Source organism: Pseudomonas sp. IT-P294, assembly GCF_949767865.1.
In the GTDB taxonomy this organism is placed as follows: Bacteria; Pseudomonadota; Gammaproteobacteria; order Pseudomonadales; family Pseudomonadaceae; genus Aquipseudomonas.
Window position 1 is genome coordinate 239,121 of sequence record NZ_CATKQW010000056.1, and the last position, 14,126, is coordinate 253,246.

The 14,126-nt window shown below is 54.4% G+C and carries 9 protein-coding genes; 8 read left to right on the forward strand and 1 reads right to left on the reverse strand.

Features of this window, described 5'->3' with window-relative positions; translation table 11 throughout:
* The first annotated feature begins 3 nt into the window (after positions 1-3).
* The 8 genes from ACM6I0_RS27180 to ACM6I0_RS27215 all read left to right on the forward strand — a co-directional run bounded on the left by ACM6I0_RS27180 (position 4) and on the right by ACM6I0_RS27215 (position 12,926).
* Complete coding sequence (locus ACM6I0_RS27180; RefSeq protein WP_414923707.1) at positions 4-816, forward strand: zinc-dependent peptidase; 813 nt, start codon at positions 4-6, stop codon at positions 814-816.
* Between the two features lie 113 nt (positions 817-929).
* Positions 930-1,457, forward strand: coding sequence for an inorganic diphosphatase (gene ppa, locus ACM6I0_RS27185; RefSeq protein WP_027924322.1), 528 nt, complete (start codon positions 930-932; stop codon positions 1,455-1,457).
* 229 nt (positions 1,458-1,686) lie between these two features.
* Positions 1,687-2,433 (forward strand): helix-turn-helix transcriptional regulator, encoded by a 747-nt coding sequence (locus ACM6I0_RS27190; protein ID WP_285432437.1) that lies wholly within the window; start codon positions 1,687-1,689, stop codon positions 2,431-2,433.
* Positions 2,434-3,162: 729 nt separating this feature from the next.
* Positions 3,163-3,342, forward strand: coding sequence for a hypothetical protein (locus tag ACM6I0_RS27195; RefSeq protein WP_414923708.1), 180 nt, complete (start codon positions 3,163-3,165; stop codon positions 3,340-3,342).
* A 23-nt stretch (positions 3,343-3,365) separates the two neighbouring features.
* Complete coding sequence (locus ACM6I0_RS27200) at positions 3,366-6,482, forward strand: anti-phage-associated DUF499 domain-containing protein (protein WP_414923709.1); 3,117 nt, start codon at positions 3,366-3,368, stop codon at positions 6,480-6,482.
* 2 nt (positions 6,483-6,484) lie between these two features.
* Positions 6,485-7,135, forward strand: a complete 651-nt coding sequence (locus tag ACM6I0_RS27205) for an anti-phage-associated DUF3780 domain-containing protein (RefSeq protein ID WP_414923710.1) — start codon at positions 6,485-6,487, stop codon at positions 7,133-7,135.
* A gap of 11 nt (positions 7,136-7,146) precedes the next feature.
* Positions 7,147-10,182, forward strand: coding sequence for an anti-phage-associated DUF1156 domain-containing protein (locus ACM6I0_RS27210; protein WP_414923711.1), 3,036 nt, complete (start codon positions 7,147-7,149; stop codon positions 10,180-10,182).
* A gap of 11 nt (positions 10,183-10,193) precedes the next feature.
* A complete protein-coding gene (locus ACM6I0_RS27215; RefSeq protein ID WP_414923712.1) occupies positions 10,194-12,926 on the forward strand; it encodes a phospholipase D-like domain-containing anti-phage protein in 2,733 nt (910 codons plus the stop codon).
* A gap of 467 nt (positions 12,927-13,393) precedes the next feature.
* Here the strand turns inward: ACM6I0_RS27215 and ACM6I0_RS27220 are convergent, their stop codons facing one another.
* Positions 13,394-13,849, reverse strand: a complete 456-nt coding sequence (locus ACM6I0_RS27220) for a hypothetical protein (RefSeq protein WP_414923713.1) — start codon at positions 13,847-13,849, stop codon at positions 13,394-13,396.
* Positions 13,850-14,126: the final 277 nt, after the last annotated feature.

The window sequence follows — 14,126 nt, forward strand, 5'->3', positions numbered from 1 at the left end:
ACGATGTGGTCGCTTAGTGCCTGGCGTCGCCAGCGCACCCTGGCTAAACACCCGATTGCCGACGACCTGTGGCAACGGGTGCGTCACCATCTGAGTTTTCTCGACGGCATCAGCGCCGCCGAAGACCAGTGGCTGCGTGAAGCCTGCGTCTTGTTCCTGCAGGACAAACACCTGACCGCCTTGCAGGGCGTCGAACTCCACCAGGAACAGCGCCTGCTGCTTGCCGCTCAGGCGCAATTGCCGCTGCTGCACCTGGGCGATCTGAACTGGTATCAGGGCTTCCACGAAATCGTCCTCTACCCCGACGACTTCCTCAGCCCCCAGCGTCATCGCGACGCCAGCGGCGTTGAACACGAGTGGGACGGTGAACACAGCGGCGAAGCCTGGCAGCAAGGCCCAATCATCCTCGCCTGGCCCGGGGTGATGGCCAGTGGCGGCTGGGAAGGCTACAACCTGGTGATCCACGAACTCGCGCACAAGCTCGACATGCTCAACGGCGACGCCAACGGCCTGCCGCCATTGCACCCCGACATGCGCGTCAGCGACTGGGCCAAGGTCATGCAAGAAGCCTACGACGACCTCAATCGGCAACTCGACCGCAATCCGGACGTTGAAACAGCCATCGACCCCTACGCGGCGGAAAACCCCGCCGAGTTCTTCGCAGTGACCAGCGAATACTTCTTCAGCGCTCCGGACTTGCTGGCCGAGGCTTATCCCCAGGTCTATGAGCAGTTAAAGCTGTTTTACCGCCAGGACCCATTGGCCCGGTTGCGGCAACTTCTGGCCGAAGACCCGGTCTATCAGGCACGCGACTAAGGTCTACACGACCTCTGATCCATAGCAACGGTGGCGGAATATGCCTATAATCGCCGCCACTTTTTGGTCAATCCGGCCAAGTGTTTTTGGTCAACTAACGGGGGCACCGCCCAATGAGCTACAGCAAGATTCCGGCTGGCAAAGACCTGCCGAACGACATCTACGTCGCGATCGAGATTCCGGCCAACCACGCGCCGATCAAATACGAAATCGACAAAGACAGCGATTGCCTGTTCGTTGACCGTTTCATGGCCACCCCGATGTTCTACCCGGCCAACTACGGTTACATCCCGAACACCCTGGCTGACGACGGTGATCCCCTCGACGTGCTGGTCGTGACCCCTTACCCGGTTGCTCCAGGTTCGGTGATCCGCGCTCGTCCAGTCGGCATCCTGAACATGACCGACGACGGCGGCGGCGATGCCAAAGTCATCGCAGTCCCACACGATAAGCTGTCCCAGCTGTACGTCGACGTGAAGGAATACACCGACCTGCCACCACTGCTGATCCAGCAGATCGAGCACTTCTTCGCGAACTACAAAGATCTCGAAAAAGGCAAATGGGTGAAGATCGAAGGCTGGGCCGGTGCAGATGCCGCTCGCGAAGCGATCACCAAGTCGGCTGCGGCCTATAAAGGCTGAGACGCCATTGGCCTCGCGCCGATGACGACTTGAAAAAAACCCCGGTTGATCCGGGGTTTTTTGTGGCCGCTCATAAAGCGCATTAAACAGTGTGTTTATCGTTCAGCTGTCGCGGTTTTTTTCTGTTTAATTTGTTCCAAATACGTCTTACATCCGGTCGTAAATTTCCCGCCTAATTTGAACGGTTCGTTTATTCAAAGCCCCGCCCTGCGCCCGTAGACTCGTGTTTATGAAAAAGAACACTAGCGGCCCACGGTTCAAGGCGCTCCTCGAAAAAGCGAAGATCACAACGACAGGATTCGCTGCTTTTTTCGACACGGAAGCTCAAAACATCCACAACTGGTACACCCGCGGTGTGCCCGCCTACCGCATGGAAGAGGTCTCCAGATTACTCTCGGTCAACAGCGACTGGCTCAAGACCGGCGAAGGCCCACAGGACTCCAAACACCTGCGCCTGCTCGACGAGTCTGGCAACACCTTCGACGCCCAGGCGATTCGTGGCATCTACACGGTCATCGAACCCACTGACGTCGAATTACCCGTCTACAAGGAAACGCCCATCCGCCCGGGGTCCAGCAAAACCCACGTCGTCGAAGACCCTGGCCAATTCATCCGCCTGCCCAAAAGCCACCTCGACACCCTGGAAATCAACCATACGGATGTATTTTGTGTCCAGATGGTCGGTAACGGCATGGGGGCAAGGATTGAGGATGGCTCCACCCTCGCCGTCGACCGGGGGCTGACCAAGGTGATCGACGGAGAGATTTACGCGCTCGAGCACGACGGAATGCTGCGAATCAAATACCTGCACCGGATGCCGGGCAATGCGTTGCGGTTGCGCAGCTACAACAAAGCCGAGCACCCCGACGAGATCTTCAATGCCGAACAGATAGATAAGCAGAACATCCGGGTATTGGGCTGGGTGTTCTGGTGGTCGACGCTGAACAAGCGGCGGCCGGTAGTGCCGTTTCTGTGACCTCTACACCCTCACGGGCCTGCCCACACCCACAGGCATCACACGATCCTTGTGGGAGTGGGCTTGCCCGCGAAGGCGATGCAACATTCACCCTGATCATCCGGACAGGCCACCCGCCGCCCCCAAGCCACGACAGCTCTAATACGCACATCGCACTGGGAATTCCCCAAAAAAATCAGTATGCTGCGCCCCACATTTGCGCATCGACCCGCCCCGCGGCCCGATCGCACCGACAAGGCAGATGATTTTCTCGCCAAGTCCCACAGCCGGACGCAAGATCCGGGTGTACGTTTTGAAGGCTGGCGCGGTTTACCAAAAATGAACCAAGCCAGTCCCCGAGAAGCCGGCCACAAGCCGGCTTTTTAATGCCTGAAAGCCGCACAGAATAAGGGCTTTATACGAAACACCATCTTTGACCCACACTTTGACCCACACTTTGACCCACACCCAAGCGCTGGGCTTAGCTGTTCATCTACTCGAATTTCCGTAATACAAACGATCCGTCTGGTCCCGTGCTTTACCAGACGTGCAACTGTCATCGGAGCTCACACTAACGTTTGAGAGTCCGGCTTCGTTTCTGATCCCCCAAAGCAAAAGTAAAGGTCAGACCACAGGGGGCCGGCTTCAACCCGCTCTTACAACAGAAGATGAATTAATGTCCATTGGGCTTCCCCTGTCTCATCTTGGAACATAACATCACGTCACGTTACAGACTCGAGCCAAGTGCCCATGCCGACGAAAACTAGCAATCGCGTTGTGATCGAGGTTGATCCCGTTCAAAAGCAGAAGATCTATGCCGAACTCAAGGCGCGCGGGTTGACCATGCGCGAGTGGTTTCTGCAGCAGGTGAGCCGGGAGCTTTCCATTCCGCAGCCCACCAACCCCTCCAGTCAGTCGAGCAACGATTAAATAATTCTCAGGGAGTCGAGCAGATGCTCAAGACAGTCAAGCAGGCATGCACATTCAACCCCATCATTCGCGACTACCGGATGAGCGAGGGGATCGAGAACCTTTCCGCCCTTATCTCAGATGAGGGAGATGGCCGCGAGTTCTTTGCACGGAACTACATCACCTCCGGCATGGAGCAGCTGTTTCGCGAGGGGATGCTGCGGCTTGACGGCAAATCAGATCAGGCGGTTTTCGAACTGACCCAGGCAATGGGTGGCGGTAAAACCCACATGATGATTGCTCTCGGCCTGCTGGCTAAGCACCCTCATCTGCGCAGCGAAGTGCTGTCACCCGATCTTGCTAAGCGGATTGACGTTGGTGAAGTGCGAGTAGCGGCATTCAACGGTCGAAACACCCCCGAGAACTACATCTGGGGTGAGATCGCTACCCAGCTGGGCGAAGAAGAGTCCGTCAAGCCCTACTGGGTCAATGGCCCTCGTGCGGTCGACCAGGCTGGCTGGAAGAAAATCATCGGGGACAAGCCGACGCTTATCATGCTTGATGAGCTGCCGCCTTACCTAGAAATCGCAAGCACCACTGTCATCGGTGGCGGTACGCTAGCTACTGTAAGCACCTACACGCTCAGTTGCCTGATGAGTGCTGCTTTGGAGCTACCTCGTTGCTGCGTTGTGATTGCCAACCTATCTGGCAGCTATGTGGCTCAGACCAAGGCAATTGCCGAAGCAATCTCTAACCTCCAGCAAGAAGCCAGTCGCCAAGCCAGCACCATCACCCCCGTCCAACTGGCTGGTAATGAGATCTACGAGATCCTGAAAAAGCGACTGATTCTGGAGCTGCCCGAGGAGTCCGTCATCAACGATGTTGCCGAGGAATATGCCCAGCGCATTAAGGCAGCAGCGGATGGTGGGTACATTGTGGCGACCAGCCTGGAGCAGGTCGCCCAGCAAGTCAGGGAAACCTACCCATTCCACCCCTCCTTTAAGCATCTAGTTGCCTTGTTTAAGGAGAACGAAGGTTTCCGGCAGACACGAGGTCTGATGCAGTTCGCTGCTCGTCTGCTCAAGAGCGTCGATGACCGCGAAACCGATGATGTATTCCTGGCTGGGGCTCAACACCTGCGTCTTAATGACGATGCAGTGCGTGAGGAGGTCGGACGCATTGCCAACTCGCTCCGCCCGGCCATGGCTCACGATATTGCCGACGATGGTCAATCCATTGCAGAGGAAATCGATGCCAACCTGGGTAGTGATGCTGCTCAGCAGGTCGGCTCCCTTCTGCTAGCGTCCTCATTTTCCCGGGCAGTCGGAGGTCGAATTGGCCTGACCGAGGCAGAGATCATTGAGTTCTTGGCAGCACCAAACCGTAAGTCCGATGAGTTCAAAACAGCCTTGGAAAAACTGCGCGAGCAGGCGTGGTATCTGCATCGCGAAGAAGAGCGTTTCTTTATTAAAGAAACAGAAAACCTCTCTCGCCAGATTGAGCGAAATGCTCGCGACATCCCTCAGCCGAAGATTGATCAGGCACTGATCAACAAGCTTACAGCAGTATTGCAGCCGGTTAGCAAGGCAGCCTACCAGGATGTCCAGGTGCTGCCGCGACTGGACGACTTGAAGCTGAGCGGGCCACGCGTCCTGATTGTGGTGCGTCCGGACGGCAAGTTGCCGCCCAGCGAACTGGTCAATTTTTTTGAATACCAGCAAGAGAAGAACAATTTCATGGTGCTGTCCGGTCAGGACAGCTATCTCGCCGATACAGTCGAAGATCGCCTGCGCGATCTATATGCAATTGAGTCAATCTGCAAACGACTGAAGGACGGTGACAGCCTCTTCGAGGAGGCACGTGATCGCCTGGAAGATGCCCAGCAGCGCTTCAACAAAGCGCTTTCCGGCACCTACAATCGGATCTACTTCCCAGCCATCGACGAGATGACTGGCAATGCCCAACTCATGCAAGCCACAATTGATAATGGCCTGAACATGGGACAAGGCACTAACTCTGCCGAACACCAGATTGAGCAGCTCCTGGCCAGCCCTCGTGCCAATTACAAACTGATCCTCAATCTATCGGATGAGCCTGGCACCTATTGGGCGATGGCAGAAGAGGATCTTTGGCCGGCGAATGACCGCAGAACGCCATGGAAGGATGTGCTGATGCGCGCGAAGAGCAATCCGATTTGGGCTTGGATGCCCGGAACCGGAGGTATGGACACCCTTAAGACAGAAGCTCTGAAGCAAGGCCGCTGGCGACAAGGGACTGACGGCTACATCGAAAAAGGACCGTTCCCGGCAGAAAAAACTGCTGTTAACGTGACTTTGCATGCCTCGAACGAAGCAACAGGCGAAACCACTCTGGCCCTTATTCCTCGCAATGCGGGCCAGAGCCCGGTGGTTCATTACGCGCAGACCGCCAAGGTCGACACAAGCGCCCCGAAGGTCGAAGACCTGGATAACTTCACGACCGACGCAGCGACCCTGTACTTCCTCGCGGTGGACAGCGAAGGTCATCATGAAACAGGCGAGCCGCAGCGCTGGGTGGCCGAACTTCGTGTGCGTCATCAGGTCCAGGCCATCGCCGACAAACGCATGGTTACCCTCTCCTGCATGCCTACGGCCGATATGCGTTACACCCTGGATGGTTCCAACCCTAAGGATGGGGAATTGTACGGAGCCCCTTTCGAGGTTGGCTCGCAGCCTGCCCGCTTGATGGTCTATGCCTGCTCGGGCGAGGCTACTCGTACCGCTGACTTTCAGATCCCAGCTGCCAATGACAAACAGGTTCAGATCGACGATGCCAAGCCGGCAAAGTTAGCTGAGAGCAAGAAGGTGTCGCTCGACAGTACAGAAAAAGTGTTTGGCGTGCTCAACACCTTCAAAAGCACGCCCGCCACCTTCAAGGGGGTACGCATCCAAATTGGTGAAGGTGAAAACACCGTTAGCATCAATTTTGTAGAGCGCGAGATCTCGGCTTCCGTTATCGAGGCTGCCATCAACGGGCTGCGTAAGGCGCTAGGAAATGAGCAAGAAACCGTTACCGTTCAAATTCGAAGCGGAGCGACTTTTGAGAATGGCTTCGCTGCCAAGGAGTTCGCGGAACTCAGTGGTGTCGAGTTGCGGCCTGGCGATGTGATTCAGGAAGAGTGACCATGTCCAACGCATTACGTAAAGAGGAATCAGGCATGGCTCGCTCCCCAAGTAAAACTGTAAATGGAGCCAAAAAAATCAAGGCACCTGAGCGCCCAACCATCGGTTTTGGTGTGCCTGCCACCACAGACCCTCATCATTTCATGGTGGAGGTGCCCAAGAGTTCGACAGGCGTAGTTCGGATCATCGAAAGCCTAGGGATGCAAGCTCAGGATCAGCAAACCAGCATCATTGAGCGCGTAGTGATTGAGCGCTCGCGCTGGACGGCGATCCGCAGCGAAGTTCAGCGGGCCTTCAATGTACGCTTGAAGGAACACAACCTGCGTGTCAGCGCGTGGAAGATGGGCGACAACCCTGTGGATCGTCTGCTCGGCAAAGAGCTCTGCGTGCTGGCCTGGGCAGTTGAAGATATGAATCCTGAGAAGATTCCTGTTGCAGTACGCAACTGGCTGGCCTTGCGCCCAGAAGAACGCTGGTGGCTGTTCGGCATGACCGCTATGAATACAGGTGGCATACATGACGGCAACAAGGGGTGGCGATTGGCTCTTCGGCACGCATTGGGCGACGTAGCGCAAACAGAACTATTCAAGCCGCAGGCTGTGAAATCCCGCAAACCAGATACTGAGCGTCCGACGCTGGGCCTGTTCGATTAAGGAAAACCGAAATGACTGCAATGAATACCGTGCAGCTGGTGCCATTTGCTTTGAAAGATGCTCCTGCGCTCATCGAAACAGTGTTCCCGGCGCAAAAGGTGTCTTTTGAGGCGCAGAGAGAACGAAAAGCGGGCTCAGGTCAGACTCTGACAGCTCTTGGTTCCTACTGGAAAGGTAGGAAGCCACTGATTTTGGTGCGTGCAATCATCCTGGGTAGTCTTCTGCCGCAGACAGATGATGCCGAAAAAGATCTGGAGCTTTTCGAAACTTTGATGGCTTTCGATGCTCAAGGCCTAGGTCGGAGGGCTGTGCCTGCCGCAGGATTGAAGCCCTCCGAAATAGCCAAAATGATTACCCTGAATAACCCTTGGGATTACTTCAGTTTCAAGATCACCGAGGGCTGCGAGTTATTAGAGCAAGATGTTAACGCTTGGTGGTTTCCGCTAGACGCAGAGGACCATGGTTTAAAGCTCAGCTGGAAGCGGGGGATCAGCGACGCCGCCAAGTCAGATGTTTATGCCAAGGCCTTGGCTACATTACCGACCTATGAGGAGCGCTCCCTATTGTGTAAGCGTCCTGAGGAGGTCGATCAGGAATTCTTACTTGCTCCAGTCTGGGCTCAAGTGAACTTTCAGCTCAGACATCTAGGTATCAATGCTAATTGCATGGAGGAACTGATTGAGCAGCTAGGTATACTGCGCTTTGGTCATCGCCCGAAAGTGGGTGATACCTTTGCTGGCGGGGGATCAATACCGTTCGAGGCTGCACGAATGGGCTGTAATGTTTTTGCTTCCGATCTCAATCCCATCGCCTGCATGCTTAATTGGGGGAATCTGAACATAATCGGTGCGTGTTCCGAGCGGCGTGAAGAGCTTGAAAGGGCTCAGCAAGCGGTTGCGATTGCGGTTGAGAAGAAAGTCATTGAATTAGGCATTGAGCATGACAGTAAAGGGAATCGAGCTAAGGCGTATCTTTATTGCACAGAAACTCGCTGCCCTGATACTGGTTGGATGATTCCACTGGCACCGTCTTGGGTAATTTCTAAAACTTGGAATGTCGTTGCCAAACTTGTACCCGACCACAAAAACAAGCGATTTGAAATCGAGATAAAGTCAAGTGCAAGCGCAGTTGAAATGCGCGAGGCGGAAACAGGCACGGTGATTGCCGGAATGATGGTCTATAACCTTGATGGAAAGACTTACTCTTCGCCAATTAAGACGCTACGAGGTGATTATAGAGACAACGATGGAAAATCCGCCAGCCGTTTGCGCCTATGGTCAAAGTCCGATTTTAAACCTAGCGCAGATGATATTTTCCAGGATCGTCTTTACTGCATTCAATGGATAACAGCAGCCACGTTTGGAAAGAGTAGACAGGTAACATTCTTTGCCGGAATTACACCGGAGGATCTTGTTCGCGAAAGAGCATTGGATATTTTAATTGAAAGGAATCTTACAGAGTGGCAGGAGAAAGGCTTTGTTCCTGACATGGCTATCGAACCGGGCTACAACACGGATCAACCTATTCGTGAGAGAGGGTGGACCTACTGGCATCACCTATTCAATCCTCGTCAGCTCGTAGTATTCAGTCTCATTCATAAGGAGTTCTGCGAACAAGCGTTTTCAGCTCGTGGGCTGAGCATAGCTTCGGCAGTAAATAGAAGCACAAAACTCAGTCGGTGGGATTCGGCCGACCGTGGCAGAGAGGGTGTGAAGGACGTATTTTCAAATCAGGCGTTAAACACACTATTCAATTACGGTGCGCGCTCATTTTACTCACTAAAAGACTTTACCTTCTTGTCACCGTCGAGTTATCCAATCCACTCTGATATGGAAGTCAGCAATGCGGATTCCAGCGCCGTTCAAACGTTCTCCGATCTCTGGATAACTGACCCTCCTTACGCAGATGCTGTTCATTACCACGAGATCTCGGAATTTTTTATCGCCTGGTTGCGAAAGACCCCCCCTGTACCTTTCAACGAGTGGACCTGGGACTCACGCCGCGCTCTGGCAATCAAGGGTGATGGGGATGATTTCCGGCGTGGCATGATTGACGCTTACTCTGCGATGGCCAAGCACATGCCCGACAATGGCATGCAATGTGTGATGTTCACACACCAGAGCACTGAAGTCTGGTCTGATATGGTTGGCATCTTTTGGGCCGCAGGCCTGCAGGTGGTTGCGGCCTGGTACATCGCCACTGAGACTACCTCCGAGCTGAAGAAGGGCGGTTATGTACAAGGCACTGTGACCCTGATGCTGCGCAAGAGAACAGCAGGTGAAAAGGTTGGCTTCAAACAGCGCATTCTTCCTGCAGTTCGCAATGAGGTTGCGACCCAGATCAAACAGATGATGCATCTAAATGATGAGGTTGAAGCCCGAATGGGCGAGCCTGTCTTTAATGATGCAGACCTGCAGATGGCAGGTTACGCGGCAGCCCTAAAAGTGCTGACCGCCTACACCAAGATCGGCGAGACCGATGTCACTACCTTCGCCTTACGGCCACGCATCAAAGGCGAGATCACCGTGGTGGATGAAATCGTCCAGCAAGCCTCCGAGGCTGCCAACAGCCTTTTGGTGCCTGAAGGAGTTGCGCTGGACACCTGGCAAGCCATTGATGGCATTCAGCGCTTCTACTTACGCATGATGGATATGGAGTCTGTTGGTTCCTCGAAACTGGATAACTACCAGAACTTTGCCAAGGCCTTCCGCGTGGATGACTACACGAAAGTCATGGCAAGCATGACGGCCAATGGCTCGCGGCTGAAGCAAGTTGATGAGTTCGGCTCCCGTGAGCTGACCGATAGCACGGAAGTCGGCCCAACTTGGCTGGGCCATCTGATCATCGCTATTCAGCAGCTGCTAACTGATGTCGAACCGCAATCTGTAGTCAAAACACTGATGGAGGATCTGCCTGACTACCTCGAAATCCGTCCGAAGCTTATCGACTTAGTTCGCTTCCTGGAGAATAAGTCCCGCAATGTAGCTGTGCGTTCGGCTGCAGAGGTTCTTGTCTCACGGATGCAAACGCAGCGATTGGACTCCTGAGAGGTTAAAGCATGACAATCACCCGCTTGTCCTCACGCACTCATGCGCTGGATCAGAGCTTTCTCGTCGAGCACCTCAAAGGGGCCCGGCGTTACCGGCGAATCGCCGGCTACTTCACCAGTTCGCTGTTTGAGGTCGCCGGAGAGCTGATCGATCAGATTCCCGAGGTGCAGATTGTTTGCAATGCGGACATTCAGGCAGAGGACTTGCGGGTGGCTCAGGTGTGTGAGGCCAAGCTGCTGGGCAAGCTGAACGAACGCTCGGTTGAGATTGAATCGCTGCTGAATCGCGAACGCTACCAGCAGTTGGCCTCTTTTCTGGAGAAACGCGGCCAAGTCATCAGGGTTGCGCCTGATAGCGCCTGTGGTTTCGTGCATGGAAAGGCAGGGGTGATCGATCTGGCCGATGGCCGCAAGATAGGCTTCATTGGCTCAATGAACGAGACCAGCAGTGGTTGGCAGAGCCACTACGAAATCCTCTGGTCTGATGACTCTCCTGAAGGGGTCGCATGGATCGAAAATGAGTTTGAGTATCTATGGAATGCTGCCAAGCCCCTGCCGGATGCGGTTTGCCGGGAAATTACTCGCCGCAGCCACCGCCATGAGGTATCTATCGAAGAGGTGGAAGAACCTGAGCAAATTGCCCCTGCTGCCCTAATTGAGTCGCCACTGTATCGCGAAGGGTTCTCTTTGCAGCCCTGGCAACAGGGATTCGTCACAGAGTGCCTGAAGCATTACCAAGAATATGGCGTTGTCCGCTTGCTGTTAGCAGATGAGGTCGGCTTGGGTAAAACACTGTCCATGGGAACAGCTGCACTGGCGTTAAGCCTCCTGGCCGAGCAGAAAGGGCGCAGTAAGCCCGTCATCATCTTTGCACCGGCGACCCTCTGCGAGCAGTGGCAGACCGAGATGATGGACAAGCTAGGCATCCCCTGCGCGCGATGGCAGACGCAGCAGAAAGCCTGGCTCGATGAGCAAGGACGAGCGATCTCGGCCGAGGGAGCTGGGCATGTTGCAAGCTGCCCACTGAGGATCGGCATCATCTCAACTGGCCTGATGCTGCGCGACTCGCCGGAGAAGGCGCATCTGCTCGGGCTCCGTGGCGGCTTTGGGCTGGTCATACTCGATGAGGCTCATAAGGCGCGCACCAGACAGGGGATGGGCAAGGACGCAGGCACACCGAATGAGTTGCTGGCGTTCATCCGTGACATTTCTGCCCGCTCAGATCACGTTTTACTGGGGACGGCAACGCCAATCCAGACTCGCCGGGAGGACTTGTGGGACTTGGTGCGGGTTCTGCACCAGGGCAAAGGTAATTTCGTTCTGGGCGGTGATTTTTCAGAATGGCACAGGCCCAAGGACATTATTCCGATCCTATCCGGGGAAGAGGACGTAACGGATGCGGGTTATGCCTGGCGGTTGCTTCGTGCGCCATTGCCTACCGTTAACTCAACACAAGACAGCCAAGCTCGGCGACTGTACAGCTTGATTCGTCAGGATCTTGGGCTACCGCAGAACGAATGGCTTGGCGGCTCATACTCCGAGCTGGGTGAGGATGCCCGTGAGGTTATGGAGGATGCACTGGAGCGCCGCGTCTCTGGGGCTAGCTTCTTCCAACGCGAGAATCCATTTGTGCGCCATGTGGTGCTGCGCAAACGTACCACGCTTGAAAATGAGGGGCTTCTCAAGGCCATTGGGGTGGACGTTCATCCTGATGTCGGATTAGTAAAGGATGTTCACCGCTTCCATGCGCTGTTTGAGGGATTGGCTCTGCGTTCCAGTGAGGACTTCCGTGAGGCTTACAACCAGGCTCGCGGCTTCGGTAAGGCTTTGGCCAGCAGCGGACGTGGAAGCGGCTTCATGAAAAATCTGATGGAGCAGCGCATATGCAGCAGTATCGTCGCAGGGATCAACACCGCCACCAAATTGCTGGGCGGCGAGACGATCACTGAAGAAAGCGATGAAGGTGAGGTTTCAGTGCAAGTACAAAGCACCGATGAGCAGCTAGCCCTGGAGCGGCTGCTAGATCGCCTGAAGCTGGTCAAGGAAGATCCAAAACTTAAGGCAATCCTGCACTACCTGGAGAACGAGGGCTGGCGTGAGCTTGGGTGCATCATTTTCAGCCAGTACTACGACACCGCCCGCTGGGTGGCTGAATCGCTCGCTGCACGCTACCCCGATGAGGCGGTAGGTCTTTATGCAGGGGCTGGTCGCAGCCGGCTCTATCGACAAGGTGACAGCGTGGCCATCGAACGTGAAACCCTCAAGCGCATGGTCGCGGATCGCAAGCTTCGCCTTATGGTAGCCACCGATGCAGCCTGTGAGGGACTCAACCTGCAGACTCTGGGCACGCTAATCAACGTTGACCTTCCATGGAACCCGACCAAACTCGAACAACGCATCGGCCGCATCAAGCGTTTCGGTCAGACACGCGACAAAGTGGACATGCTCAACCTCGTGAACGAGCAGACGGTGGACGAAAAAGTCTACGACCGCCTTTCCGAGCGCATGAAGGACCGCTTCGATCTGTTCGGTTCGTTGCCGGATACCATCAAGGACGAATGGATTGACGACATCGAGCATCTCGGGGAATTTATGGATCAGTACATCAATGCCCAGAAGCAGGAAACCGGCTTCGATCTGCGCTACAACGCAACCATGCGCCCAACTGATAACGACTGGCGCAACTGCGCTCAGGTCTTGTCACGTAGAGATTTCGAGACGCTGATGAGGAAGGGGTGGTGATCGCCGATACCCAATCTCCTACCAATTACGCCCTGATCACGAGACGACTCAACCGTTTCGCACCAGCGTGATTACGAAGACAAAGGGGGGCAGGCAGAAAGAACCGACTTATTTGCCGTACTCTTGGCCGGCAGCTTCTGGCCCAGACTGTGTAAAAACGCAGACACCGTTCTAACGTCTGCGTTGCTACATAAAATCTACCAGTCCTTCGTTAATCGACAGACCTGAAATCTGCGTAGGAATGCGATTTTCGTTCTGGTTCTATACCTCAACCCTGCACTAAAACGCTTTTACTCAGCCTCGGTCGATTGCTGCCTATTGCAGCAATCGGCAAAGTGGCAATAGGGTTCATTCATGCGCTCCTACGAACCAAAGTCGAAAAATAAAGCATGATGGATGCCGTGAGCGAGAAACGAATGTCTGAAGTCATCTTAACCACTTGCGACGTAGTTCAATGATTTACTAGGTCACCGCTTCCCATGCCCGAAGCTACCCGGCAGACGTGCCCACGAATCGAGCATATCAACACGCTTTGGAGTCTTCTTCTCCTTAGTTGCAGCAGGCTTTACCGGCACTTTTGCCTTAAATTTCGCTCCGGCGAACTCTTCCACACTTACCTTAAAGCTCATATGCGTATTGGGAGGTTTCCCGCTCCTTGCGAAGACGGCACCATCTGGCCCCATTTTGCTTGTCAGCCCAAGACGTTCGCAGATCCATGCTGAAACGAACAGCTTGAAGTCACGACCGTCAAATATGTTCACCAACGCACCAAGAAGGGAGTAATCACCATGCTTCTCCGAATGCTCTATACAGTACGTGAGCGCCTGACTATACAGGTAGGACATAAGAACCTTCTTTTCGTCGAGAAGTGTTCGGACAGTGCCTTTACTTAGGGCTACGATCTGTTTATACGATTCCTTCATAATCGTTCCAGCTCCTGCCATTCGTGTAGTGAAGCCAATTTTACCCAAAAAGTAGATACTCTGAATCGTCCCTCGTTTAGAAGGTAACTCGTAACTCCATTTTCGACAGCTACCACCAAGGCTGACCGTCTACTTTTGGCTGATAACTGCCTTTCACGAAGGGTAGCTACCGCTCCCAAGCGGCCCCTCCCTATTACCTCGGAAGCAACCATTACCACTTCAAATTGCTGGACAACGAGGGCCACCAACGACGTTGTTGTTTTTTTCAGCGGGTTCA

Coding starts and splice junctions, on each gene's coding strand:
- ACM6I0_RS27180 (WP_414923707.1), top strand. CDS start 4: ATGTGGTCGCTTAGTGCCTGGCGTCGCCAGCGCACCCTGGCTAAACAC.
- ppa (WP_027924322.1), top strand. CDS start 930: ATGAGCTACAGCAAGATTCCGGCTGGCAAAGACCTGCCGAACGACATC.
- ACM6I0_RS27190 (WP_285432437.1), top strand. CDS start 1,687: ATGAAAAAGAACACTAGCGGCCCACGGTTCAAGGCGCTCCTCGAAAAA.
- ACM6I0_RS27195 (WP_414923708.1), top strand. CDS start 3,163: ATGCCGACGAAAACTAGCAATCGCGTTGTGATCGAGGTTGATCCCGTT.
- ACM6I0_RS27200 (WP_414923709.1), top strand. CDS start 3,366: ATGCTCAAGACAGTCAAGCAGGCATGCACATTCAACCCCATCATTCGC.
- ACM6I0_RS27205 (WP_414923710.1), top strand. CDS start 6,485: ATGTCCAACGCATTACGTAAAGAGGAATCAGGCATGGCTCGCTCCCCA.
- ACM6I0_RS27210 (WP_414923711.1), top strand. CDS start 7,147: ATGACTGCAATGAATACCGTGCAGCTGGTGCCATTTGCTTTGAAAGAT.
- ACM6I0_RS27215 (WP_414923712.1), top strand. CDS start 10,194: ATGACAATCACCCGCTTGTCCTCACGCACTCATGCGCTGGATCAGAGC.
- ACM6I0_RS27220 (WP_414923713.1), bottom strand. CDS start 13,849: ATGAAGGAATCGTATAAACAGATCGTAGCCCTAAGTAAAGGCACTGTC.